Source organism: Candidatus Marimicrobium litorale (genome assembly GCF_026262645.1).
GTDB classification, from domain to species: domain Bacteria; phylum Pseudomonadota; class Gammaproteobacteria; order Pseudomonadales; family Halieaceae; genus Marimicrobium; species Marimicrobium litorale.
This window is the reverse complement of the sequence record NZ_SHNO01000001.1, coordinates 2,838,877-2,862,665: the sequence shown is the minus strand read 5'-3', so window position 1 is coordinate 2,862,665 and position 23,789 is coordinate 2,838,877. Positions and strand designations below refer to the sequence as shown.

Annotated in this window: 22 protein-coding genes; 10 read left to right on the top strand and 12 right to left on the bottom strand. The window is 56.8% G+C overall.

The window, feature by feature from the left end; translation table 11 throughout:
• Nucleotides 1–288 precede the first annotated feature (288 nt).
• On the top strand, nt 289–888 hold the full coding sequence (locus EYC82_RS12935) for a hypothetical protein (protein WP_279249955.1): 600 nt from the start codon (nt 289–291) through the stop codon (nt 886–888).
• Nucleotides 889–890: 2 nt separating this feature from the next.
• On the opposite strand, the gene EYC82_RS12930 is transcribed toward EYC82_RS12935, so the two are convergent.
• Nucleotides 891–1,133: a YheV family putative metal-binding protein gene (locus EYC82_RS12930; protein WP_279249954.1), complete on the bottom strand. Its 243-nt coding sequence runs from the start codon at nt 1,131–1,133 to the stop codon at nt 891–893.
• Between the two features lie 85 nt (nt 1,134–1,218).
• On the opposite strand from EYC82_RS12930, the gene EYC82_RS12925 reads away from it, so the two are divergent.
• Nucleotides 1,219–1,791, top strand: coding sequence for a gamma carbonic anhydrase family protein (locus tag EYC82_RS12925; protein ID WP_279249953.1), 573 nt, complete (start codon nt 1,219–1,221; stop codon nt 1,789–1,791).
• Between the two features lie 19 nt (nt 1,792–1,810).
• On the opposite strand, the gene aroE is transcribed toward EYC82_RS12925, so the two are convergent.
• The 6 genes from aroE to EYC82_RS12895 form a co-directional block, all read right to left on the bottom strand.
• Nucleotides 1,811–2,647, bottom strand: coding sequence for a shikimate dehydrogenase (aroE, locus tag EYC82_RS12920; RefSeq protein WP_279249952.1), 837 nt, complete (start codon nt 2,645–2,647; stop codon nt 1,811–1,813).
• Nucleotides 2,648–2,651: 4 nt separating this feature from the next.
• Nucleotides 2,652–3,560 (bottom strand): oxygen-dependent coproporphyrinogen oxidase, encoded by a 909-nt coding sequence (gene hemF / locus EYC82_RS12915; RefSeq protein ID WP_279249951.1) that lies wholly within the window; start codon nt 3,558–3,560, stop codon nt 2,652–2,654.
• Between the two features lie 84 nt (nt 3,561–3,644).
• The gene (gene tsaC / locus EYC82_RS12910; RefSeq protein ID WP_279249950.1) at nt 3,645–4,211 is read right to left on the bottom strand and encodes an L-threonylcarbamoyladenylate synthase type 1 TsaC; all 567 of its coding nucleotides are present in this window, start codon (nt 4,209–4,211) and stop codon (nt 3,645–3,647) included.
• A gap of 2 nt (nt 4,212–4,213) precedes the next feature.
• A complete protein-coding gene (gene purE, locus EYC82_RS12905) occupies nt 4,214–4,717 on the bottom strand; it encodes a 5-(carboxyamino)imidazole ribonucleotide mutase (RefSeq protein ID WP_279249949.1) in 504 nt (167 codons plus the stop codon).
• Between the two features lie 85 nt (nt 4,718–4,802).
• Nucleotides 4,803–5,696, bottom strand: coding sequence for a DNA-processing protein DprA (gene dprA, locus EYC82_RS12900; protein WP_279249948.1), 894 nt, complete (start codon nt 5,694–5,696; stop codon nt 4,803–4,805).
• 61 nt (nt 5,697–5,757) lie between these two features.
• Nucleotides 5,758–6,789, bottom strand: a complete 1,032-nt coding sequence (locus EYC82_RS12895; RefSeq protein ID WP_279249947.1) for a LysM peptidoglycan-binding domain-containing protein — start codon at nt 6,787–6,789, stop codon at nt 5,758–5,760.
• 307 nt (nt 6,790–7,096) lie between these two features.
• Here EYC82_RS12895 and def point away from each other — a divergent pair, with 307 nt between their 5' ends.
• The 5 genes from def to EYC82_RS12870 all read left to right on the top strand — a co-directional run bounded on the left by def (nt 7,097) and on the right by EYC82_RS12870 (nt 12,840).
• Nucleotides 7,097–7,603 carry a peptide deformylase gene (gene def / locus EYC82_RS12890; protein WP_279249946.1) on the top strand — a complete coding sequence of 169 codons (507 nt, stop codon included), beginning with the start codon at nt 7,097–7,099 and terminating at the stop codon, nt 7,601–7,603.
• A 4-nt stretch (nt 7,604–7,607) separates the two neighbouring features.
• Nucleotides 7,608–8,585, top strand: coding sequence for a methionyl-tRNA formyltransferase (fmt, locus tag EYC82_RS12885; RefSeq protein ID WP_279249945.1), 978 nt, complete (start codon nt 7,608–7,610; stop codon nt 8,583–8,585).
• Nucleotides 8,582–9,880, top strand: a complete 1,299-nt coding sequence (gene rsmB / locus EYC82_RS12880; protein ID WP_279249944.1) for a 16S rRNA (cytosine(967)-C(5))-methyltransferase RsmB — start codon at nt 8,582–8,584, stop codon at nt 9,878–9,880. The genes fmt and rsmB overlap by 4 nt, the downstream gene beginning before the upstream one ends.
• 133 nt (nt 9,881–10,013) lie before the next feature.
• Nucleotides 10,014–11,390, top strand: a complete 1,377-nt coding sequence (gene trkA / locus EYC82_RS12875) for a Trk system potassium transporter TrkA (protein WP_279249943.1) — start codon at nt 10,014–10,016, stop codon at nt 11,388–11,390.
• A gap of 1 nt (nt 11,391) precedes the next feature.
• Nucleotides 11,392–12,840, top strand: a complete 1,449-nt coding sequence (locus tag EYC82_RS12870; RefSeq protein WP_279249942.1) for a TrkH family potassium uptake protein — start codon at nt 11,392–11,394, stop codon at nt 12,838–12,840.
• Nucleotides 12,841–12,853: 13 nt separating this feature from the next.
• Here EYC82_RS12870 and djlA read toward each other — a convergent pair whose 3' ends face one another.
• Nucleotides 12,854–13,642, bottom strand: coding sequence for a co-chaperone DjlA (gene djlA / locus EYC82_RS12865; RefSeq protein ID WP_279249941.1), 789 nt, complete (start codon nt 13,640–13,642; stop codon nt 12,854–12,856).
• A gap of 172 nt (nt 13,643–13,814) precedes the next feature.
• Here djlA and glyQ point away from each other — a divergent pair, with 172 nt between their 5' ends.
• The 3 genes from glyQ to EYC82_RS12850 all read left to right on the top strand — a co-directional run bounded on the left by glyQ (nt 13,815) and on the right by EYC82_RS12850 (nt 18,477).
• The gene (gene glyQ / locus EYC82_RS12860) at nt 13,815–14,765 is read left to right on the top strand and encodes a glycine--tRNA ligase subunit alpha (RefSeq protein WP_279249940.1); all 951 of its coding nucleotides are present in this window, start codon (nt 13,815–13,817) and stop codon (nt 14,763–14,765) included.
• 4 nt (nt 14,766–14,769) lie between these two features.
• Nucleotides 14,770–16,848, top strand: a complete 2,079-nt coding sequence (gene glyS, locus EYC82_RS12855) for a glycine--tRNA ligase subunit beta (RefSeq protein ID WP_279249939.1) — start codon at nt 14,770–14,772, stop codon at nt 16,846–16,848.
• Between the two features lie 102 nt (nt 16,849–16,950).
• Complete coding sequence (locus tag EYC82_RS12850; RefSeq protein ID WP_279249938.1) at nt 16,951–18,477, top strand: DNA recombination protein RmuC; 1,527 nt, start codon at nt 16,951–16,953, stop codon at nt 18,475–18,477.
• Nucleotides 18,478–18,559: 82 nt separating this feature from the next.
• On the opposite strand, the gene EYC82_RS12845 is transcribed toward EYC82_RS12850, so the two are convergent.
• The 4 genes from EYC82_RS12845 to dnaN all read right to left on the bottom strand — a co-directional run bounded on the left by EYC82_RS12845 (nt 18,560) and on the right by dnaN (nt 23,736).
• Nucleotides 18,560–18,811: a hypothetical protein gene (locus tag EYC82_RS12845; RefSeq protein ID WP_279249937.1), complete on the bottom strand. Its 252-nt coding sequence runs from the start codon at nt 18,809–18,811 to the stop codon at nt 18,560–18,562.
• A 162-nt stretch (nt 18,812–18,973) separates the two neighbouring features.
• Nucleotides 18,974–21,391: a DNA topoisomerase (ATP-hydrolyzing) subunit B gene (gene gyrB / locus EYC82_RS12840; RefSeq protein ID WP_279249936.1), complete on the bottom strand. Its 2,418-nt coding sequence runs from the start codon at nt 21,389–21,391 to the stop codon at nt 18,974–18,976.
• 48 nt (nt 21,392–21,439) lie between these two features.
• Nucleotides 21,440–22,546 carry a DNA replication/repair protein RecF gene (gene recF, locus EYC82_RS12835; protein ID WP_279249935.1) on the bottom strand — a complete coding sequence of 369 codons (1,107 nt, stop codon included), beginning with the start codon at nt 22,544–22,546 and terminating at the stop codon, nt 21,440–21,442.
• A 71-nt stretch (nt 22,547–22,617) separates the two neighbouring features.
• Nucleotides 22,618–23,736 (bottom strand): DNA polymerase III subunit beta, encoded by a 1,119-nt coding sequence (gene dnaN, locus EYC82_RS12830; RefSeq protein WP_279249934.1) that lies wholly within the window; start codon nt 23,734–23,736, stop codon nt 22,618–22,620.
• Nucleotides 23,737–23,789: the final 53 nt, after the last annotated feature.

Here is a 23,789-nt window from a genome sequence, read left to right as displayed (position 1 = left end):
AACAGGCCTGCTGCGGACGAGCCTCATTCCAAGATGCGGCCTGACGTCAAAAACCGCGCGGATTATAGCGGAACTCTGGCGCGAATCCTACAGAGTTAAAGGCTTTGTCGGATATTCAATATTCACGCCTGATTTCGCTCAGGTTTTAGCCCGTTTGCACTGGTACTTCGTGGGTCGGGCTGCTAGCAAAATGCCCGAAATGGTCTAGCCTGAAAAGAGTCTCACAGCATTACCCCTCGATACAGGTAGCGAGTTTTGGTCACCCTCGGCATAAAAGAAACAATTCGTGTGGCGCTATTGCAGGAAGAGGAATCAGGGCAGCTACGCCAAAAACTCGCACAGGAAGTGCCGCTGCTGCGGGACAAACTCGTTTTACCTGAAAATGAGCCCGTTCTTGCGCTGATGGAGTTTGTCACGAACTACGTGGAGAGCGTGCCCGGGTGCCTGCATCTGGTAACCGCACTCAGCAAAGAATTTGGCTTTTACGACTACGCCGCGCCCTTTCTGCACATGGCTGAGGACTATTTTCTGCAGCCTCCCAACGCACTGCCACAGGACGGGGGGCTGGAGGCGCTGCTCGATGAGGCGTTTTTGGCCCACAGGCTGCTGGAAGAGGTCAATGATCACCATATTCGCCAACTACAGCGTCCACTAGTGCCGCTGGACATGACAGAGGCCAATATCATCGTGCACCATTTACTCGGCGACGCCTTTGCGACCAGCCTGGAGCAATTGGTGCAGTTTGCGGCGGGGCAGCTGCTCGGTAAGGAGTATGTGTGGGACCAAATCCGCGCGCTCCCCGGCTCCTCCCGGCCCGATACGGCCCTGATCTCCTCCGAGCAGATCATGGGGCCAAAGCACAGTATCCGGCTGCGCCTGTCTGCCTGACGTCAGGAATCCTCACCATCGAGCAGGGTCACAGGCTCCGCAGGGGTATCTACCCGGCGCGCCATCGCCCGGCTGACGCGGGTAGGCAGCTCCGCCACGCCGCCGTCCGGGCGGTCTTCAGAAAAACCACAGCTCACACAAAGCCGCTGGTCCGTGTCGAGATCCACGACGATTTTATCTTTCAGTGCGCAGCGTGGGCACACGGCCCCCGCGATGAAACGGCGTCTGTTCGGCTTGTCTGGCATGTAAATACTCCAACAGCTGCGGCTGTCTGGAAAGGCGATGTTATCCCCGCTATTGTAACAGCCCATCACTCGAGGAGGAGCCCGAATGCGCCACTATCGTCCCACCAGCCTGCGAAGTTTTGCCGGTATTTCCCCCACCACCGGTCAGAGAGTACTCATCGACCCCAGCGCAGTGGTCATCGGAGACGTCACTCTGGAGGATGACGTCTCTGTCTGGCCTCAAGTCGCCATTCGCGGAGACATGCACCGTATTTTTATCGGGGCCAGAACCAATGTTCAGGACGGCAGCGTACTGCACATTACCCACGATGGACCCTATAACCCCGGTGGCTGGCCGCTGCATATTGGCTGCGATGTCACTATCGGGCACAACGCGACGTTGCACGGGTGCACGCTTGGTGATCGGGTTCTTGTGGGTATGGGCGCAACCGTTATGGACGGAGTCACCGTGGAAAATGAGGTCGTCATCGGTGCCTGCGCGCTGGTAACACCGGGTAAAACACTGCGCAGCGGCTACCTTTATGCCGGCACCCCGGCGCGCGAAATCAGAGCCCTGTCAGAAAAAGAGCGTGCCTACTTCACCTACAGCGCCAATAACTATCTGTCTTTGAAGGACCAGCACATAGAAGAGCTGGAGGCCCTGCCGGAGACGGCCTGAGGCAGACGGCAATGTGCTCTCACAGGGCGTTCATGGCCCCGCGCAACTGCTGCACAACCGGCCCAGTATCCGGGCGCGCACCGTGCCAGATATAGAAAGATTCTGCCGCCTGCTCTACCAGCATGCCCAACCCATCAGATACCGCCCAGGCCGCATGGTGGGCCGCCCAGCGCATAAAGGGCGTGGGCTCGGCACCGTAAACCATGTCATAGCAGCAACCGCGCTCGGTCAATAATTCACCCGGGAGGTCCGGCACCGTGCCATCGAGCCCGGCGCTGGTCGCGTTAATTACCAGGTCAAATTGACGGTCATTCGCCAGCGCGTAGGCACCACCGGAGACCTGCCCCTGGTCCCGAAACTCCCGCACCAATTGCTCGGCGCGTTGCGCGGTTCTGTTTACCACCAGCAGTTCCTGCGGCCTCTCTCGCAACAGGGGGCCAAGGACGCCGCGGGCGGCACCACCAGCACCCAGTAACAGCACCCGCTGGCCCTGTATCATCCACCCGAGATTGGCGACCAGATCTCGCACCAAGCCGATACCATCGGTATTATCGCCGGCAACCGTGCCATCTTCACGCCGCGTCAGCGTGTTGGCGGCACCTGCCTTGGCAGCTCTCTCACTCAGATGATCTGCGAGATCGAACGCCTCTTGCTTGAACGGCACGGTGACATTGAGGCCGGCGCCTCCCCCATCAAAAAACTGCGCAACGGCGGCGGCAAAGGCACCTCGATCCACCCGCACCGCGCGATAAAGCAGCTCGCGATCGCACTGCTCCGCGAACAGCGCATGGATTTCCGGCGATTTGCTCTGCTTAATCGGGTTGCCGAAAACAGCGTATCTGGGTTTTTCAATCATGCCATCAGGCCTCTGCAAGCCAGTCTTTATGCTGCAGGTAATACTCGGTCAATTCCGCTTCGGGAGAGCCGGGCTCGGGCTGGTAATCATACTCCCAGCGCACCAGTGGAGGCATCGACATGAGGATTGCCTCAGTACGACCGCCAGACTGCAAGCCAAACAGTGTGCCGCGATCAAACACCAGGTTAAATTCGACATAACGACCCCGGCGATACAGCTGGAACTGGCGTTCCCGCTCACCGTAGGGTTTATTCTTATTGCGCTGCACGATAGGGCGGTAGGCGCGAAGATAAGAATCGCCCACGGAGCGGGTGAACGCAAAACAGGTATCGAAATCCCATTCGTTCAAGTCGTCAAAAAACAGGCCGCCGATTCCCCGAGCCTCATCCCTGTGTTTCAGGTAAAAATACCTGTCACACCAGGTCTTGAATCGACTGTATGTATCTTCGCCAAATGGCGCACAGGCCTCCGCAGCCACGCTGTGCCAAGCAATACAATCGCCCTTACTGGCATAGTAGGGTGTGAGGTCATAGCCGCCTCCAAACCACCATACCGGTTCTTCGCCGGGCTTGTTCGCGACAAAAAATCGAACGTTGGCGTGAGAAGTAGGAATGTAGGGATTCTCGGGGTGAATAACGAGAGAAACCCCTAACGCTTCAAAACTGCGACCCGCCAATTCAGGCCGCGCCGCGGAGGCGGAGGGAGGCAGGTTTTGGCCGGTCACATGGGAAAAATTAACCCCCGCTTTTTCCAGCACGGCGCCACCGCAGAGCACCCGGCTCCGACCGCCACCACCTTCAGGACGCTGCCACGCTTCAGTCGAGAAGCTCGCCGCACCATCTTCCTCTGACAAGGCAACGCAAATACTGTCTTGTAAACCCAGCAGATAGGCCTTTACCTGTTCAATCTGCATCTTCCATTTCCTTGAGGAAATTATTCGACGCGCATTATACGCCCCTGAAGCCACAGGGAAACCGCTCCCTGGGAATGGTGCGGATCAGGAGCGGACAATGTCCCCGCTTACGAGGTGCCGGATCGCAGTGGGCCGCGCCGATGAACCGACCCTGCCCGGCACAAAACAGGACACACTGCCTCCGAAATAACGTCGCACCTGAAACGCCTCACGGGCAGGGAGTGCACCGCCCGGATTGGCCGACGTGGAAACTAGCGGCCCGCCCCAGGCAATGCAAAGCGATGAGACGACGGGGTGGTCGCTGACCCGCACCGCAACCGTATCGTGCGCACCACAGACCCACGGGGGCACACGGTCATGGTGGGGCAATAGCCAGGTAGCAGGGCCAGGCCACGTGGCACGCAGGGCATCAAGCTGTTCAGGGTCCAGACCCGACAGCAATGTACCCAATTGCTCGATGTGCGCCGCCACCAGAATGAGCCCCTTGGACTCTGACCGCTGCTTGATTTGCAGGAGGCGCGTGACGGCGGCTCGACTGTCGGGATCACAACTCAAGCCCCACACGGCTTCTGTGGGGCAGGCGATCACGTCTTCCCTGCACAGCGCATCGGTGGCCTGCTTTAGGGCGAGAAAGCTCGGTGAAAAAGACAACCTTAGGCCTTCAGTTTTTCCTGCAGTGCTGCGTTTTTATCGGCAATATCCCGGGCATTTGCCTCTCGCTCGTCACGCAACTGCTGCGCCAGTTGGGGATTGGCCACGGACAGGATCTGAGTTGCGAGATAGGCCGCATTTTTTGCACCCGCCTTACCAATCGCAACCGTTGCCACGGGGATGCCCGCGGGCATTTGCACGGTGGACAACAGCGCATCTAGGCCATCCAGTGATGCATTCATCGGAACACCAATCACCGGCTTTACGGTGGTAGCAGAGACAGCGCCCGCGAGGTGTGCTGCCATGCCGGCCGCAGCAATAAAAACGGCGCAGCCGCGCTCCTCGGCCTCTTTGATAAACGCTTTGGTTTCTTCCGGTGTGCGGTGGGCAGAGGTGATTCTTACTTCGAAGTGCACACCAAATTTACGCAGCACATCAAAGCTGGCCTCCATTACCGGCAGGTCGGAATCGGAACCCATCACAATTGCGACAAACGGCTCGCTCATGCATTTTCTCCTATTACGTTAAAACAACGGCTACAAGAGCCTGAAAGACCGGCGATTCTTACTAATTGTGGCGGAATTGGCAAGTTCAACAGCGGATATAACCTGAAGAAAGGCGTTGTACCCGACCCGCCAACTCCAGATTGGACAATTCTGCCAGCAAGTGCGCCGCTGGGCGCGCTGTACCCGTCACCAGTTCATCCAGAGTAATCGCTTCGTAGCCAAGCAGGGGCAGCAGCCAGGATTCCTCGCGCCCCTTCTCGCGAGCTGTTTGAAAACTCACACCTCGCGGAACATCGCAGACGCCAAACTCTTCGAGAATATCATCCACCGCGCGCACCATTTTAGCGCCATCGCGCAGTAACTGCAGGCACCCGAGCCCCCCTTCATGCAGGGGTGACCACGGCAGGGCAAAGACCTCTCGCCCCTGCTCAAGCGCCGCGCCCGCAGTGATCAGGGAGCCGCTTGGTAGGGCCGCCTCGATCACCACGACACCCAGGGCCATCCCGCTGATGATCCGGTTGCGCTTCGGAAAATGGTGACGACGCGGCGGCGTGCCCGGCGGAAACTCGGATACGAGACAACCCGTCGCCTCGATACGGCGGGCGAGTGCGCGGTTCCGATGCGGGTAAACCTGCTCGATGCCCGTGGCCATGACGGCGACCGTCCGGCCGCCCACCTGCAACGCACCCTCGTGCGCCGCGGTGTCAATCCCCAGAGCCAGCCCGGAGCCAACCAGCAAACCGGCTGCTGATAGCTGGCCACTCAGGTCGCGCGCCAGCCGAAGCCCCGCGGACGTTGCACCGCGGCTGCCCACTACTGCCAGCTGCGGAGTGAGTAGCAGGGCGGGCTCACCCAGCACGTATAACAGCGCCGGCGGATCGTGGATTTCGCGCAGCAGCGGCGGATAGTGTTCGTCATCGATTGCGACGGTCGAGACACCGCCCGCGCGGGCATCGAGGTGTGCTTTGCCAACATTCATACATCGTCCTTGACGTTATGTGCGGCGGCGGTATCACGGCAGCTAGCGCTACCGGCCCTGTTCAGGGATTCTTGATCAAATCGAATATCTCGAGCGGGCGGGTCGCTCTCAGGATAATGGCGTAGCTGACCTTTTCATAAGATTCGAACACCATCGCCAGACCTGCCCGGGTATCTGGCAGACGCACATTCGACTCGGAGACCTTATCGAATACGGTGCGGCCCGTCTGGTATACCGCGACCACGTTGCCAATCTGAAGGCCGTCCCGCTTGCCCTGATTAATGACAACGATACTCATGTCACCCACCTGCGTCAGGCCGCCGACAACGGCTATGATCGCGCCGCCGACAATTGCCGCCTGCGGCGCCTGGGGGTGGAAGGTCGAGTCCAGCACGCGTTCTTCCTGGGGCAGGAGTCGATCACCAATTCTGACTTCCTCCGCAACACGGGTAATTTCCAGTTGGGTGACCTCATCACGGTTGCTGCTCGTGAGTCTTCCCGTCCCGATATCCATAACCTCGTATCCCAGGTGCTCCCCGGTATTAGGATCTATAAAACGCTGGCCAATGCGATAAATGCCATAGGTCCGCTCGCCATCGGGAAACGGGCCGCGGCCGTAAATGGTGTCTCCGGGCCCGCCAATCAGGGCGCGCTGGTCCTGGGCAACAATGTACGCGGACTGGTTCAGCTCCCCGGCTTCCATGACACGGTTGTTCTGCAGCCAGGGGCCTATCTGGTCCAGTGGAATAGAGGGAATAGCCAGGTCGAGGTCGCTGACCCGCATGTTCGGACTTAATACCTTTTCCCTGCCTCGCCGCAAACGAAGCCGCGGCTGGCCGTCAATCCAGACAAGGTAGAGTTCGTCGCCGGGAAATATCAGGTGGGGGTTATCGATCTGCGGATTAACATCCCAGAGCTCCGGCCAGCGCCAGGGCTCCTGCAGGTACATCCCTGAAATCCCCCAAAGTGTATCGCCCTTCTCAACGATGTACGTTTCCGGTACATCCTCATTGAGTTGCACTGCCGCCTGCGCCCATCCTGCAAACAGCAGTGAAGCCAGAAATAGACCAAGAGAAATTGACTTTATTTTCATTATTGCACCCTTTTCATTCAGGCGGGCATCCAACGCCTGGCTCACGTTCTCCCACACCACCGCTGCTGAATTCGTGTGCCTCCGGCCGACTGATTGTCACCGTGCGACCTGCTCTGGCGGCGAAAACACCGCCATACCCTTGCCCTTCGGCCGAGGCGCAGCGGCGTCCTAACGCTAGGCACCCCGTAATCGCACGCTGTATAATGCTCACAGTTTGCTGTTGCAACATGACGCTGGCAAGCCAAATGTTACCAAATCACGCAGCCAATTCTGGCCAACACTAGCCGCTGCGCAGGCACTGAATATCATGGCATTACTGGAAATACTGGAGTTCCCTGACCCTCGCTTACGCACCCGTGCGGCGCCTGTAGATACGGTCACCGAGATAACACGGAAGCTCATCGAAGACATGTTTGAAACCATGTACAACGCACCGGGCATCGGCCTCGCCGCGACCCAGGTCAACGTGCACCAGCGCATTCTGGTCATGGACGTCTCCGAAGAAAACGACCGCCCACTGGTATTCATTAACCCGGACATCACCGCACGCAGTGAAACGCTGGAAGACTATGATGAAGGCTGTCTGTCTGTGCCGGGTTTTTTTGAGCCCGTAACCCGTCCCCAAGAAGTAACGGTTGCGGCCCTGGATCGCAATGGCGACGCATTCAACCAGACGCTGTCCGGGCTGGAGGCCATCTGCCTGCAGCACGAGATAGATCACCTCAACGGCAAACTTTTTGTCGATTATCTGTCTCCCCTGAAGCGGCAACGGATACGCAAGAAGCTGGAAAAAGACCAGCGATGCCGCGACTGACGCCATGACAGATGCCAGCCTCAGAGTCATTTTTGCCGGCACGCCCCGCTTCGCGGCCCTTCATGCTGAGGCTATTGTCGATAGTAAGCACCAACTACTGTCAATCTACACCCAGCCGGACCGCCGCGCGGGGCGGGGCCGCCAGCTCCAGACGAGCCCCGTCAAGCAGGTCGCCGAAGAGGCGGGTATCCCGGTCTATCAGCCCGACACCCTCAAAGATAAAGAGGTACAGACCGAACTGGCGGCACACGACGCGGATGTGCTCGTGGTGGTGGCCTACGGGTTAATCCTGCCTCGCGACGTACTGACTATCCCCCGGTTTGGTTGCCTCAATGTCCATGCCTCACTCCTGCCCCGCTGGCGGGGAGCCGCACCCATCCAGCGCGCGATCGAGGCGGGTGACGAAGCCAGTGGAATCACTATCATGCAAATGGACGCAGGACTCGATACCGGCGACACGCTTGCCACCGCAGCCTGCCCGGTTGACCCGCGCGCTAGCGCAACCGATCTGCACGATCAACTCGCACTACTGGGTCCCGAGCTGCTTCTGAGCGTACTGGATAACCTGGAATCCTGTCGCGCATCTGCGCAGCCCCAGGACGATACGCAGGCAAACTACGCGCACAAATTGCACAAACAGGAAGCCGAGATCAACTGGTGCCGCGACGCCACCACCCTGGACCGGCAGATTCGCGCCTTCAACCCTGCCCCGGTCTGTTACGCCGTACTCGATGGCAAGCGCGTCCGAATCTGGGGCGCGAGGCCCGCAGCCGCAGAGCTCTGCGATAGCGCTCCTGGCACCATCGTTAAGGCCGACCAGGAAGGCATCACCGTGCGTTGCGCAAAGGGCGACCTGGTTCTGCAAATATTGCAACTGGAAGGCGGCAGACAATTGCCCGCGGCAGAGCTGCTGCGCGCTCACCACGATCGCTTTTCTGTGGGCAAACGCTTTGCGCCCACGGCCGCGGCGGCACAAGAATGAGCGTCGATACCCGCGCCGCAGCAGCACTGACCATCGCAGACGTGTTCAGCGGGCAATCCCTCGACCGTGCCCTCGCGCGGCAGGAAAGCAAGGTCAAAACGCGAGATCTGGGACTGTTGCGCCAGCTATGCTACGGGACACTGCGCCACGAACCGCGTCTCACAGCAATCCTCGCACAGCTGATAGACAAACCCCTGAAAGACAAAGATCGCGATATCCAGGCCCTGTTACTCTGTGGCTTGTATCAACTGGACTTCACACGTGTACCCGACCACGCCGCCGTCGCGGCTACCGTAGAGGCCACGCGGGCGCTCAAAAAGCACTGGGCCAAAAATCTGTCCAATGCTGTACTGCGGCGGTTCCTGCGGGAACGTGAGCCACTGCTAGAAGCGCTGGATGATGCAGCCAGCAGCTGTCACCCCCGTTGGCTTTATGACAAAATCCAGACGCAGTGGCCCGCCGCCGCCGGCGATATACTGCTTGCCAACAACGAACACCCCCCCATGACGCTCCGCGTGAACACCGCCCGAGTCAGCCGCGAGCAGTACCTCAAAACACTCGCCAAGCAGGGCATAGGCAGCAGTGAGGGCCTACTCGGCCCGCAGGCTATTTACCTGTCGCACGCGATGGATGTAAGCCAGTTGCCGGGGTTTCAAGACGGCATGGTGAGCGTACAGGACGAAGCGGCACAACTGGCCGCAATCCTGCTTTCGCCCGGACCGGGAGAGCGCGTGCTGGATGTCTGCGCAGCGCCCGGGGGAAAGACCTGTCACATACTGGAACTGCAAGCGGAGCTTGCGGAACTGGTTGCGATGGATGTAGAGAGGAACAGGCTGGACAAGGTCTCGGACAATCTGGCGCGACTGGGGCTTGTTGCATCACTCGTTTGCGCCGACGGGACCGCGCCACCGGAACAGCTATCCGCGGCCAGCTTCGATCGCATATTGGTAGATGCCCCTTGTTCAGCCAGTGGCGTAATCCGGCGGCATCCAGACGTAAAACAGCTGCGCAAAACGACCGATATCGCAACGTTTAGCGAGCTGCAAACCCGCCTGCTCCTGGGTGTCTGGCCACTACTGAAACCGGGCGGCACCCTGTTGTATGCAACCTGCTCCATCTTCAAAGAAGAAAACAGTACGGTCATCGGCCGCTTCCTCGACCAAACACCGGATGCGGTGCATCAAGACCTCGATACCCCCTGGGGCGAGGCGTCGAGCTACGGCAAACAACTGCTCCCCAGTAGCGGTGGCAGTGACGGCCTGTACTACGCGTTGCTGCAAAAAACAGTCTCATAGTTGTGCACAATTTCGCCACACCGGCTCTTACATTCACGGGGCGACTTCTTTAATGTGATTGCATAACCGGGAGGGCCTCTGACCTAGTCGCGCACTCTTCGGGACCCGTAATCACTGCAAGGCTCACCGGGCCATGAAGATCATTATTCTCGGCGCTGGCCAGGTCGGCGGCACCCTCGCCGAGCACCTCGCCAACGAGCAAAACGACATCACCGTTGTCGATACCGACACCGACAAACTCCGCGCGTTACAGGAGCGGCTCGATATCGGCACTGTGACAGGTGGCGCTTCTCATCCGGACACCCTGCGCGAGGCGGGAGCCGAGGACGCAGACATGCTCGTTGCCGTGACCAATAGCGACGAGATCAACATGATGGCCTGTCAGGTGGCTTACACCCTGTTCAAAACACCAACCAAAATTTCCCGGGTCCGCTCACCGTTTTACCTGGCTCACCAGAAACAACTATTCAACCGGGATCATATTCCGGTCGATGTCATTATTGGCCCCGAACAACTGGTCACACGCAGCATAGTCCGCCTTATTGCTACCCCGGGCGCGCTGCAGGTAATGGATTTTGCCAAAGGACGGGTGCAGTTGGTTGCCGTGCGGGCTTACCACGGAGGCCCTATTGTCGGACACGAGCTGCAGGAAATCCGACGGCACATGCCCAACGTGGATACTCGTGTCGCGGCGATCTATCGACAGGACCGCGCCATAATCCCTGAGGGTGATACCGTTGTAGAAGTGGACGACGAGGTGTTCTTCATTGCTGCCCGCGACAATATCCGGGCAGTCATGTCAGAGCTGCGCAGTGTCGACAAGCCTTACAAGCGGGTCATGATCGCTGGCGGCGGCAACATCGGAGCGACACTGGCACAATCTCTGGAGAACGATTACCAGGTGAAGCTGATCGAGAAATCCTACAGCCAGTGCCGCAGCCTGTCTGAGCGACTCAAGCACTGCATCGTGTTGCATGGCAGCGGTTCCGAGCCGCAATTACTTTCATCGGAAAATATAGAGGCCACCGATGTTTTCTGCGCGCTGACCAACAGCGACGAGGCCAACATCATGATGTCCATGCTGGCGAAGCGGTTGGGCGCCAAAAAAGTCATCACGCTGATTGCCAACGCCGCTTACGCGGAGTTAGTCGGTGATGAAATCGATATCGCTATCTCACCACAACAGATTACCATCGGAAGCCTGCTTACCCATGTAAGAAAAGGCGACATCAGCAACGTGCACTCACTGCGCAGGGGAGCCGCAGAGGCCATCGAAGTGACCGCCCTGGGAGACCAGCGCTCCTCCCAGGTCGTGGGACGACGGTTGGACGACATCAAACTGCCCCAGGGCGTCACCATTGGCGCTGTCGTGCGTGGAGAAGACGTGTTAATCGCACATCGACATATTGTGGTGGAGACGGATGATCACGTGATCCTGTTCCTACTTGACCGCAAGCAAATCAAAGCGGTAGAGAACCTGTTTGCTGTCGGTCTCGGGTTTTTTTCATAGGATGCATTTCTCCGTCACGTTCAGAATCCTTGGCATCCTGCTGATGCTGTTCAGCTCGATTCAGTTGGTGCCTCTGGTATTCGCTTTATTCGAGAGCCAGAGGAATGCCAGTGGGTTTATCTACGCAATCCTGATTACTTTTTTCTCCGGATTGTTTCTGTGGCTGCCGGTGCGCAACGCTCGCCACGACCTTAGAATTCGAGATGGGTTTTTGATCACCTCGTTGTTCTGGACGGTGCTTGGCCTGTTTGGCGCGCTGCCGTTCGCACTGTCTGAAGCATTACAAATTTCGACCATGGATGCGGTGTTTGAATCAATCTCAGGGCTTACCGCAACGGGCGCCACCGTCATTGAGGGCCTCGATGAATTGCCCCGATCCATCCTGTTTTACCGTCAATTGCTACAGTGGCTAGGCGGCATCGGAATCATTGTGGTGGCCGTCGCGATCTTACCTATGCTGGGGGTAGGTGGCATGCAATTGTATAAAGCCGAAACACCCGGACCCTCCAAGAACAGTAAACTGACCCCGCGTATTACGGAAACTGCCAAAGCGTTGTTTATTGTTTACCTGCTGCTGACGGTGGCGTGCGCGGTCGCCTACTACGCTGTAGGCATGTCGGGCTTTGACGCGGTCGCCCACTCTTTTTCAACAGTGTCACTCGCAGGGTTCTCGACCCACGATGACAGTCTGGGTTTTTTCAACAGTGACGCGGTGCTTATCGTGGCGATCGTTTTTATGATCGTGTCGAGTATCAACTTCGGTCTTCACTTTCTCGCCTTCAGCCGCCGCTCGCCAATGGTCTATCGACGAGACTCCGAAACCCGGTTTTATCTCACCGCCGTTCTCGTTTGCGTCATTCTAACGATTTACTGTCTCATCGCATGGGATATACACGGCCACAGAGACAGCATACTGCACGGCACATTTCAGGTTTTGTCGATTATCACTACCACCGGCTACTCTACTGAAAATTTAAATGCTTGGCCTATCGCGCTGCCTATCATGGCGATCTTCTTCTCCTGCATGGGAGGCTGCGTTGGCTCCACCACCGGCGGTATCAAAGCCATGCGCGTGATGCTTATTTTCAAACAGGGCATGCGTGAACTAAAACAACTGGTGCACCCTCAGGCGGTCATCCCGCTAAAGGTCGGTGGTCGACGGGTGGAGGCGACCGTCGTGAGCGCAGTATGGAGTTTCTTTGCGATTTATACGTCCGCTTATATCGTGCTACTGATACTGCTGGTATTGACCGGGCTAGACTTCACGACGGCGTTCTCCGCTGTTGCGGCAACCCTCAATAATCTCGGCATAGGCTTTGCGGGCGTCAGCAACGGCTTCGGGAGCCTTAGTGAACCAACCAAGGCCATCCTCTGTTTCGCCATGTTATTGGGCCGGCTGGAGATTTTTACCCTGCTTGTGCTTTTTACCCCTGCATTCTGGCGCATCTAAAAACCACCGCCTCTCACCGCCTGGATTTTTTGATCGTCTCGTATGCGGCCTGTATTTCCTGTGAACGAGTCGTCGCCAGTTTAATCATGTCCTCAGGGACGCCCTTGGCAATCAACTTGTCTGGGTGGTTCTCGCTCATGCGACGACGATATTCACGCTTGAGCTCTTTATCACTCACGGAAGAATCCACCCCGATGGCAGCGTAGGCATCCTGCAAACTGGATGCGGCAGAGGCAGCGCCCTGCTGGTCGAACTGCTCCTGGGCACGAGCCATTCTAAGCAGCTGCTCCAAATGCGTCGCGCTGAAACCCATCTTCCCAGCGATCGAAACCAGCGCTGCATGTTCCGAGGGGTCCATCACCTCATCTGCGTTTGCCAGAGAGATAAGGAATAACAGCAGCGTCTGTTGCAACTGTTTCTGGGGACCACAGGTCGCGACGAACACGTCGATGGCTTGCTGTAGTTCAAAATCCGCCCCGGCGCCCTGCTGAAACAACTTGATGGCGCGCTCCCGCTGCTCGGGGCCCAGTCTCATTTGAACAAAGATCTGTTCAGTGTGATCGATCTCTGAACGCGATACTCTGCCATCCGCCTTGGCAAGATAGCCGAGTAACAGAAAGGTCGTTTCAAAAAAGCTTTTCTTGACCTGTTCAATGCCCTCGGGACTACCAAACTGCATCGCCCGGGCAAGGCCTCGATCAAATGCATGCCCTATAACAACGCCGATAACCAGGCCGGGCAGGCCTGCACTGGACCATCCAAGCACCCCGCCTATCAGCTTGCCAAACACCATTACGTTCATCGGCCAAAAACCTCTTTTCGTCACGTGTCCCCACGTGAACAGGATATTCCGCTTACGGGAGGGACGAGAACAACACGCCCGTTAACGCTCAGTTTCGTGGAATGCGCGTATTATGCCGATGCGGTTAACGGTATAATAGCCCACTTTTTGCGGTGAGCTGGCGGACAGAGCAGTGGCACAGAGCGATAGCACGACCCTGACATTCCAATCGATAATATTGAGGCTTCAACAATTCTGGGCTGACCAGGGCTGTGTGGTACTGCAACCGCTGGACATGCCTGTCGGTGCAGGCACATTCCACCCGGCGACTTTCCTGCGGGCTGTAGGGCCGGAGAACTGGAACGCGGCCTATGTGCAGCCCTGTCGCAGGCCCACCGATGGTCGCTACGGCGATAACCCCAACAGGCTGCAACACTATTATCAATTCCAGGTGGTGATGAAACCCTCACCGGAGGACTTTCAGGCACTGTACCTGCAGTCACTCGAAGCGCTTGGCATCGACACCCTGGTCCACGACGTAAGATTCGTAGAAGACAATTGGGAGTCGCCCACTCTCGGCGCGTGGGGGCTGGGCTGGGAGGTCTGGTTGAATGGCATGGAAGTGACGCAGTTTACATACTTCCAGCAGGCGGGCGGCCTCGAGTGCTTTCCGGTAACCGGCGAAATTACCTACGGCATCGAGCGCATTGCGATGTACCTGCAGGGCGTCGACAGCATTTACGACTTGCTGTGGTCCGAAGGCCCTGCGGGCAAGGTCACCTACGGCGACGTCTTCCACCAGAACGAGGTGGAAATGTCGCACTATAATTTTGAAGAAGCGAACACAGAGCAGCTGTTCTCGCACTTTGATTTTTGCGAGAGCGAGGCCATGCGGTTGGTTGAAAAGGGGCTGTCTTTACCCGCCTACGAGCAAGTCATGACGGCGTCGCATACGTTCAACCTACTGGACGCACGCCACGCTATCTCGGTGACCGAACGACAGCGCTTTATTCTCCGGGTGCGCACACTGGCCCGTGCGGTCGCCGAGTCCTACTTTGACACACGCGCCGCATTGGGGTTTCCTCTGGCGGACAGCGCATTGAGAGATCAGGTGCAACAGAAAATCCAGGCGGAGGCAAAGTAAGGACATGGGCACCGAGAGTCTGCTGATAGAAATAGGCACAGAAGAGCTTCCGCCTAGCGCACTGAAGTCGTTAGGGCTGGCCTTTCGGGATAACATTGTAGCCGGTCTTCAGCAGACAGAGCTGACCCACGGTGACGTCCGCTGGTTCGCCACCCCGCGCCGCTTGGCGGTAGTGATTTCAACACTACAGCAGCAGGCGCCGGATAAGCGCGTGGAAGCTTTGGGGCCGCCCGCCGACAAAGCACGGGATGACAAGGGCGATTTCACGCCAGCGGCAGCAGGCTTTGCCCGCAAGCAGGGAGTAACACCGGACGCGTTGTCCGTTATCGATACAGCCAAGGGCGCGCGACTGGGAATCGTAAGAACAGAAAGCGGCGCTCGCGCTACCGATGTACTCGCCGATATAATCCAAAGCAGCCTGCACACGCTTCCGATTCCAAAGCGTATGCGCTGGGGAGCCGGGCGGGAGGAATTTGTGCGGCCGGTTCATTGGGTCGTTGCCCTGCTGGGCCACACACCTGTAGACGGTACTATTCTGGGGTTGCCCATAGGCAACACCACCCGGGGACACCGTTTTCACAGCAGTGGCCAGATTGAGCTAAAACGTCCAGAGGACTATGAGACCGCGCTGTGGGATGCCCGCGTCGTGGCCTGCTTCGAGCGCCGACAGGAAATTATTCGCGCGCAGGTTGAGGAGACAGCGAGAAGCCTGGCTGCAAAGGCTGTCATTGACGACGACTTGCTGGATGAGGTGACCGGGTTAGTAGAATGGCCTGTCGCATTGGCCGGTGCATTTGAAGAGCGCTTCCTGGAAGTGCCGCCCGAAGCGCTGGTTTCGTCGATGAAAGAGCACCAGAAGTATTTCCATGTAGTCGATAAAAAAGGTCAGCTGCGACCACACTTCATTACTGTCTCTAATATTGAAAGCAAAGATCCCGCTCAGGTGGTCGCAGGTAACGAAAGGGTGATTCGTCCACGCCTCGCAGATGCCGCTTTCTTTTTTGAAACCGACAAGAAAACACCTCTGGCAAACAGGGTAGACGCTCTCAGCAACGTTGTCTTCCAGCAAAAGCTTGGGACGTTGCTGAACAAGACCGAGCGCATTACAGCCCTCTCGGGAGAATTGGCCGAAACCATGCGCGCCTCACCAGACAGGGCAAGGCGCGCAGCTCGGCTATGCAAGGCAGATCTGGTGACCGATATGGTATTGGAGTTTTCCGATATGCAAGGCACCGCCGGCGCCTACTACGCCTTGCACGACGGCGAGGATGCAGAAGTCGCCTCCGCCATTGCCCAGCAATACTGGCCACGCTATGCGGGAGACAAACTTCCCGAATCCGCCACCGCCGCCTGCCTGGGCCTGGCCGACCGACTCGATACCCTCGTAGGAATTTTTGGTATTGGGCAACCACCCAGCGGCTCAAAAGACCCTTTTGCTCTGCGTCGAGCATCCCTGGCGGTACTGAGAATTATCGTGGAGAAGGGGCTCGACCTGGATCTGCGGCACTGCCTGGAAATAGCGGCCGGGCAATACCCCGCGGGGCTGCTAAGTCCTGACACGACCGAAGCCGTGCTCGACTATATGATTGAGCGCTTTCGCGCCTGGTACGAGGACGACAACATTCCCGCCGAGGTCTTCAAGGCGGTCAGCGCCCGGAAGCCGTCTCGGCCTCTGGATATTCACCGGCGCGTGCTGGCTGTCGCTGCCTTCTCACGACTGCCACAAGCGCAGGCGCTCGCTGCTGCCAACAAGCGGGTCGCCAACATACTGGCCAAGCTCGACAGTGATCACTCCTTCGGTGAAGTGAGCGCCAACTTACTCCAAGAGCCACAGGAAATAGTGCTGGCCGAGCAACTAAAGCCACTGCAAGCCAGCTGCCATCAGGACTTGCTCGACGGTAAATACACCGAGGCGCTGAGCAGCCTGGCCAGTCTTCGTGATCCAGTTGATGCTTTTTTTGACGAGGTGATGGTTAACACCGACGACGAGGCGAAACGCAATAACCGCCTCAACTTATTGATGCAGCTGCGGCAGCTGTTTCTTGAAGTCGCTGATATTTCACTCCTGGCGACCTCAAAGTAGCGTCGATATCCCTGGCTGCCTGAAAACACGACAGGCCTGACGTGTCCCTGCGGATATATCGGCGGTATTGATTTACACTGCCGGCAGGAGGGACAAGACGCCATGATCTTAACCGAAGAACACCTGTTAACCATCGTCGGTGCGATGGCCGCCTGCTTTTTTATCGCCATGCTGATCGCCATCTGGAAAGCTGCCCAGAGCGGCCGCGCCCGGGCATCAGCCCGAGAGGAGCGAGTCGGCCTGGACAGTGAGCTGGCGGAAGTTCGCAGGCAGCTGCAGGACGGATCCTCACAAGAACGCGAGAGCACCTCTCGTTTTCACGCCCAGGGCAAAGCGCTGTCAGAGGCGACAGAAAATGCCACGGCGTTCAAGACTAAGGCGGAGGAGAGCAATAAGCGAATCGCGGAATTGCAGCAGCGGCTGGGCGCTATGGAAGAAAGCCGTGATCAATTGCAGCGGGAGAACCGGAGCCTGAGTACAGAATTTGCCGAGCTAAGAACATCACTGGACGAGCGCGAAAAAAACTATGAGAACCAGCTGGCCCAATTGAACGCGCAGGAAGAAAAACTGGCGAAGCACTTCAAACTACTGGCCAACGAAATTCTGGACGCCAAGACTCGTGCAATGCAAGAGACAAACAAGGCTTCCCTCACGTCCATCATGACGCCTTTTCAGCAATCCATCGACGGATTCAAGAAGGAGGTGCAGGACATTCACCATCGAGAGACCACACAGCGGGGCGAGCTGAAAAAAGAGCTGGAGAACCTGAAAGAGCTCAATCAGAAAATCACGACTGAGGCGCACGAGCTTTCCACCGCGCTGCGCGGACAAAAAAAACTGCAGGGAAACTGGGGAGAGCTGGTGCTGGAAAATGTTCTGGACCGATCCGGGCTACAGCTGGGGACAGACTACAAGCGAGAGGTCTCTATTACGACAGAAGACGGCAAGCTGCGCCCGGACGCTGTGGTATACCTGCCGCAGAACAAGCACCTCATTATCGATTCAAAAGTCTCCCTGGCGGCCTATACCCGCTTCGTCAATAGCGAGGACGATACAGAGCGCAAACTCGCTCTTGAAGAGCATGTGAAAGCCATGAGCCAGCGTATCGCAGAATTATCCAACAAAGACTATTACAAGTTACCCGGTCTCAACTCACCCGAAATCGTATTTATGTTTGTGCCCATCGAGTCCGCGTTCGTCGAGGCGCTCAAAGCGGACGAGTTGCTATTCCAGACGGCGATCGAAAACAACGTGCTGGTTGCTACGCCGACGACCCTGCTGACAAGCCTTAACATTGTCCGCCAGCTATGGCGCTATGAGGACCAGAATAAACACACCGCAGCGCTTGCAGAGAAAGCGGAGCGAGTCTTCAAGAAGCTGAACGCCTTCCTGGGAAGTTTCGAGGGCGTTAAAAGCGGGCTGGATCGCGCGGTTGAATCCTATGTCAAGGCAGAGGGCCAACTGGTCAGTGGCCGGGGCAACCTGGTGAAGCAGGTCGGCGAATTCAAAAACCTGGCGCCCGCTATCAAGGCAGAGCTACCCGACTATTTTACAGAAAGAGCTAACCTGGAAATCGACTTCATCCCCCCGGACGAACCAGAGTCAAACGAAGACGATGGTACGGAGTGACCGCCATTAAGGCGAGTGCTGCTGATTGTTGCGGCTTGAGACCGAGGCGCGTTACGCCCGCGGTTACGTGGCTACGTCACTGTTAAAAGGGTGCCGCTTCCCAGATTTGACTGTCTTTGCCGAGGACCAACTCTAGCCCGTGGCCAAGTCTATACGTGCCGTCCGGTTTGTTATTTTCACGGAAATGTCGCACTGTTTTATTGACGATGAATGTATTGATGTCAGAATTCTTTTCGCTAACATCATAGTAGCGGACAATCGCGCGTATCGCGCTCGTGCCGCTGTCAGCGCCACTAAACACTGTTTTAAGCTTGTCTAATGACACAGGGAGCATGCATTGTTCCTCGTTTTATACACCGATGTTTTTCAATCTTCAGGCAGGCGCCCGAGCCTCCAGAGGTTAACGTCTTGAATCTCTACCTAGCATCACAAAAACCTTGGACCCACTCTCGCGAGAAATTTCTAAATAGCGTGAGAACCAACGACAGGGCCGACACTAGATATCAAGGTTTGCCACCGACAACGCATTGTCCTCGATGAACTCTCGGCGCGGCTCCACCTGATCGCCCATGAGCGTTGTGAACATCAGGTCTGCGGCGATCGCGTCCTCAATGGTGACTTTCAACATGCGGCGCACCTCGGGATCCATCGTCGTCTCCCACAGTTGCTCCGGGTTCATTTCACCCAATCCCTTGTAACGCTGAATATTGTACCCCCGGCGGGCCTCTCCCATGAGCCAGTCCAGGCCCTCGACAAAGCTTTGCGTGTGGAGGACTTTTTCCCCGCGGCGGAAAAAACCTTCTTCCTCAATCAGGTTATTTAGCGTTTCGCCCAGTGCGACGAGGCTACGGTATTCACTTGAGGAGAAAAACTCGTGGTGATATTCGGTTTCTGTCTCCACTCCGTGGGACAGGAGCTTAACCACCGGAAAGAAGAGCTGACGCTCCTGATCCTTTCGCACAGCCGTGGAGTAGCTGGTGCCTTTGGGTGCAACGGTTTGTAAGCGCTCACTTAGTTGCTCACAGAATCGAGCAACGGCGGTTTCGTCCCCCATCTGTTCCGGGGTTAGGGCGTCCCCGTAAACCATTTGCCACAACACCGCCTCGGAGTACAAGCGGTTCAGTCTTTCGGTGGTCGCGACCACCTCGCGGTACTGGCGAACGAGATCTTCCAGGCCCGTTCCTGCAATGGCGGGTGCGTCTGGATTGACAAAGATCGATGCATTTTCCAGCGCAGATTGCGTCAGGTATTGGTCCAATGCCTCATCGTCCTTCAGGTACTGGTGTTGTTTGCCCTTGGAGATCTTATACAGGGGAGGTTGGGCAATGAATATATGTCCTCGCTCGACCAACTCACGCATCTGGCGAAAGAAAAACGTCAGCAAGAGGGTTCTAATATGGGACCCATCAACATCCGCGTCGGTCATGATAATGATGCTGTGATAACGCAACTTGTCGGGCTCAAACTCTGTTTTACCAATACCGCAGCCCAATGCAGTCACTATGTTGCCTACTTCTGCCGAGCCCAGCATCTTGTCAAAGCGGGCCTTCTCTACGTTCAGAATCTTGCCCTTCAGAGGCAAAATAGCCTGATACTTTCGATTCCGGCCCTGTTTTGCGGACCCACCGGCAGAGTCTCCCTCTACCAGGTAAAGTTCAGAAAGCGCGGGGTCTTTCTCTTGGCAGTCGGCCAGTTTACCCGGCAGTCCTGCTATATCGAGCGCACCTTTGCGCCGTGTCATTTCTCTGGCCTTGCGGGCAGCCTCGCGAGCACGAGCCGCATCCAACATCTTGCCGACAACAGCCTTGGCCTCGGCGGGATTCTCTATGAGATACTCACTGAACTTGGCCCCCATCGCCTGTTCAACAGCACTCTTCACCTCTGAAGACACCAGCTTGTCCTTGGTCTGTGATGAAAACTTGGGGTCAGGCACCTTCACCGAGACAATCGCCATCAAGCCCTCCCGGGCGTCATCTCCCGTGGTGTTGATCTTGGCCTTCTTTCCCAGGCCCTCTTTTTCAATATAACCATTGAGGCTCCTGGTCAGGGCGGCGCGAAAGCCGCCAAGGTGGGTTCCACCATCTCGCTGGGGGATGTTATTGGTATAGCAGAAGACGCCCTCCTGAAACCCGTCATTCCACTGCAGCGCAACCTCAACACCGATACCATCCTCGGTATCAACCTGAAAGTGGAACGTGTTGTTGATCGTAGATTTGTTCTGATTCAGGTAATCAACAAAAGCCCCGAGGCCGCCGTCGTACTGGTAGGTTTCCTCTTTGCCACTGCGCTCGTCCTTCAGGACAATACACACACCCGAGTTAAGGAAGGCTAGCTCTCGCAGACGCTTGGCCAGCTGTTCAAAATGAAACTCTATATTGGTAAATGTCTCGGCGGACGGCGAGAAACGAACCTCTGTGCCTGTCGTGTCGGTAGAGCCAATCGCCGCCAGTGGCGCCTTGGGCACGCCGTGTCGATACACCTGCTCATACATCTTGCCATCCCGACGAATGGTCAGTACCAGCTCCTCCGAGAGGGCGTTCACTACAGAAACCCCCACACCGTGAAGTCCTCCGGACACTTTATAGGTGTTATCGTCAAACTTGCCGCCCGCGTGTAGTACCGTCATGATAACTTCTGCGGCTGAAACGCCCTCTTCGTGCATTTCTGTCGGGATACCCCGCCCATCGTCGGCTACAGAGACCGACTCGTCGGGATGAATCACGATATTAATGGTTTTGCAGTGCCCTGCCAGCGCCTCGTCGATCGAGTTGTCTACCAGCTCAAACACCATATGGTGCAGACCCGACCCGTCATCCGTATCGCCGATATACATGCCCGGGCGTTTACGCACGGCATCAAGGCCCTTGAGCACCTTGATACTGGTAGAATCGTAGTTGTTGTCCGTTTCACTCATGATGGCTCACCCTTGATACTGTGCCCCGGCAACCGGGCGTTATTTTCATTATTGCGCGTCTGAACGAGGCTCAACCGAGCCCTGTTCCACGTGGAACATCGCCAGATCATGGCTCTCAGGCCACACTGACCGAATCTCTCGCGGATCGATACAAGTAATAAATACCTGCGCCTCCATTGTGGCAAGCAGGTCACAAACCCGCTTACTGTGCACCTGATCGAGCTCTGACGGTAGATCATCGATCAGATACGTACTGCTTACGTGCCCTTTTTGTGCCAGAATCTGGCCCTGTGACAGCTTTAAAGCACATACCGCCAGCTTCTGCTGACCCCGGGACAGTATGTCCGCGGCCGCATACGCCCCCGACATTACTCTTATATCAGCTCGCTGAGGACCAGTGTGAGTATAGCCGTGCTCCTCATCGGCAACGAGCCCCTGCGCCAGAGCCTCGGCATAGCCCAACTGCTTGTCCCACCCGCGCTGATAGCGTAGCTCCAGCCCCGCCAGCGAAGGTGATAGCTGCGCAATTATCTCACTAAAAACAGGCTGCAGCGCCTCAAAGTAGGCTTCTCTGTATTCGTTAATCGCCGTGCCGGTTTGGGCCAAATCCCGCGTCCAGGCCTCAAGCTCTCCGCCTGATACTTTACCACGGCGGAGCAGGTTGTTGCGCTGTTTTATGCATCTCTGGAAGCGTTTCCACTGGCCAAAAAACCGCTGTTCCACGTGGAACACCCCCCAGTCGAGATAACGACGTCTAGCGCCCGGCGCGCCAGTCAGGAGATCAAAGCTCTCTGCGGTAATCACTTGCAAAGGCAGATGCTCGGCTAGTGCGGCTACGGTCCTCACCGGCTCGCCACCTACCTTGATACGGGCCTCTCCTACGCGGGTGCGCTGGACGCCCAGGGCGAGCGCTTGCGTTTCAGATGAACGCTCGCTCGACCCGAAAACCGTGCAGTCATTCTCTCCGTGTGTAATTAGGGATTTGACGCTATTGCCCCGAAAGGAGCGGGCCATCCCTAACAGGTGTATTGCCTCGAGAACACTGGTTTTTCCGCTGCCATTGAGGCCGTACAACACGTTTACGCCCTCAAAACCCTGCAGTTCCACCTTCCGCAAGTTCCTCACGCGATTTATCTGCAATGCTGCTAAAGCCACGTCAGCCGGCTACTGAATCACTTGGGTTATCACCGATAGAGAGCGTAATGATATGCGCGCCGCCTTTAGCCTTAGAGACGCATTGGCATAACGACATAGCATGAATCGTCATCATCATCGTCAGACTCCTCGAGCAAGGCGCTGCTGTTCGGGTCCGCCAGTGAAAGTTTGACTTTCTCACCGCTCAGCACACCCAAAACATCCAGTAAGTAGCTGACGTTAAAACCAATTTCTAGTGAATCGCCACTGTAGTCGACGGATAGCGTCTCCTCGGCCTCCTCCTGCTCAGGGTTATTGGCCACGATATCCAGCGTATTTTTTGTCACCTTCAGGCGAACACCTCGATACTTTTCGTTCGAAAGGATCGCCGTGCGGGTGAACGCCTGCCGCAACTCCTGACGCGAGCCGGTAACGATTTTATCCGGGGAGGCAGGCATAACCCTTTGATAATCCGGGAATTTTCCATCCACCAACTTGGATGTAAAGCTAAAATCTCCGGCGTTAGCACGCAGATGGTTGCTGCCGATATTGATGGTTATATCCTCGTCTTCGTCCATCAACAGGCGGGCAAGCTCCAGTACTCCCTTCCTTGGCAGAATAACCTGACTTTCACCCTCGCCTTTCACTGCGACCTTTCCGCGTAATGTACACATCGCCAAGCGGTGGCCATCGGTAGCCACGACCCGAAGGTCTTTCTTTTTGCCCAGCTCCAACAACATGCCATTGAGGTAGTAGCGAACATCCTGCTGGGCCATGGCGAAACTGGTACGGTCAATCAGCCGCTTCAGTTGACCTTGTTTCAGAGTCATCTGGTGAGTCGAGATACTGTCCTCGACATTGGGATATTCCGCTGCTGGCAAGGTGGACAACGTAAACCGGCTGCGTCCGGACTTGATTGTTGCCTTGCCGTCCTTGACGCTGAAACTGATATCGCTCCCCTCAGGCAGCGATTTACAAATATCCAGCAGCTTGCGCGCAGGCACAGTCACCTCACCTTGATCGCCGCTTTCGGCAAGCTGAACCCGCCCTACAAGCTGCACCTCAAGGTCCGTGCCGGTCAGAGAGAGCGTATTTTTTTCTAATACTAACAATACGTTAGCTAATATTGGCAAGGTTTGCCGTCGCTCTACCACCCCCGCCACGAGGTTCAAAGATTTGACCAGATTGTCCCGCGAAATACTGAACTTCATAATAAGTGACGTCCTTTCCTCAATGTACTTTGTCCGGCGGCGGCAGCATTGGC

Excerpts from the sequence above, each read along its gene's own strand:
- EYC82_RS12930 (WP_279249954.1), bottom strand. The coding sequence starts at position 1,133 with ATGCCAGACAAGCCGAACAGACGCCGTTTCATCGCGGGGGCCGTGTGC.
- EYC82_RS12925 (WP_279249953.1), top strand. The coding sequence starts at position 1,219 with ATGCGCCACTATCGTCCCACCAGCCTGCGAAGTTTTGCCGGTATTTCC.
- aroE (WP_279249952.1), bottom strand. The coding sequence starts at position 2,647 with ATGATTGAAAAACCCAGATACGCTGTTTTCGGCAACCCGATTAAGCAG.
- hemF (WP_279249951.1), bottom strand. The coding sequence starts at position 3,560 with ATGCAGATTGAACAGGTAAAGGCCTATCTGCTGGGTTTACAAGACAGT.
- purE (WP_279249949.1), bottom strand. The coding sequence starts at position 4,717 with ATGAGCGAGCCGTTTGTCGCAATTGTGATGGGTTCCGATTCCGACCTG.
- dprA (WP_279249948.1), bottom strand. The coding sequence starts at position 5,696 with ATGAATGTTGGCAAAGCACACCTCGATGCCCGCGCGGGCGGTGTCTCG.
- EYC82_RS12895 (WP_279249947.1), bottom strand. The coding sequence starts at position 6,789 with ATGAAAATAAAGTCAATTTCTCTTGGTCTATTTCTGGCTTCACTGCTG.
- def (WP_279249946.1), top strand. The coding sequence starts at position 7,097 with ATGGCATTACTGGAAATACTGGAGTTCCCTGACCCTCGCTTACGCACC.
- fmt (WP_279249945.1), top strand. The coding sequence starts at position 7,608 with ATGACAGATGCCAGCCTCAGAGTCATTTTTGCCGGCACGCCCCGCTTC.
- rsmB (WP_279249944.1), top strand. The coding sequence starts at position 8,582 with ATGAGCGTCGATACCCGCGCCGCAGCAGCACTGACCATCGCAGACGTG.
- trkA (WP_279249943.1), top strand. The coding sequence starts at position 10,014 with ATGAAGATCATTATTCTCGGCGCTGGCCAGGTCGGCGGCACCCTCGCC.
- EYC82_RS12870 (WP_279249942.1), top strand. The coding sequence starts at position 11,392 with ATGCATTTCTCCGTCACGTTCAGAATCCTTGGCATCCTGCTGATGCTG.
- djlA (WP_279249941.1), bottom strand. The coding sequence starts at position 13,642 with ATGAACGTAATGGTGTTTGGCAAGCTGATAGGCGGGGTGCTTGGATGG.
- glyS (WP_279249939.1), top strand. The coding sequence starts at position 14,770 with ATGGGCACCGAGAGTCTGCTGATAGAAATAGGCACAGAAGAGCTTCCG.
- EYC82_RS12850 (WP_279249938.1), top strand. The coding sequence starts at position 16,951 with ATGATCTTAACCGAAGAACACCTGTTAACCATCGTCGGTGCGATGGCC.
- EYC82_RS12845 (WP_279249937.1), bottom strand. The coding sequence starts at position 18,811 with ATGCTCCCTGTGTCATTAGACAAGCTTAAAACAGTGTTTAGTGGCGCT.
- gyrB (WP_279249936.1), bottom strand. The coding sequence starts at position 21,391 with ATGAGTGAAACGGACAACAACTACGATTCTACCAGTATCAAGGTGCTC.
- dnaN (WP_279249934.1), bottom strand. The coding sequence starts at position 23,736 with ATGAAGTTCAGTATTTCGCGGGACAATCTGGTCAAATCTTTGAACCTC.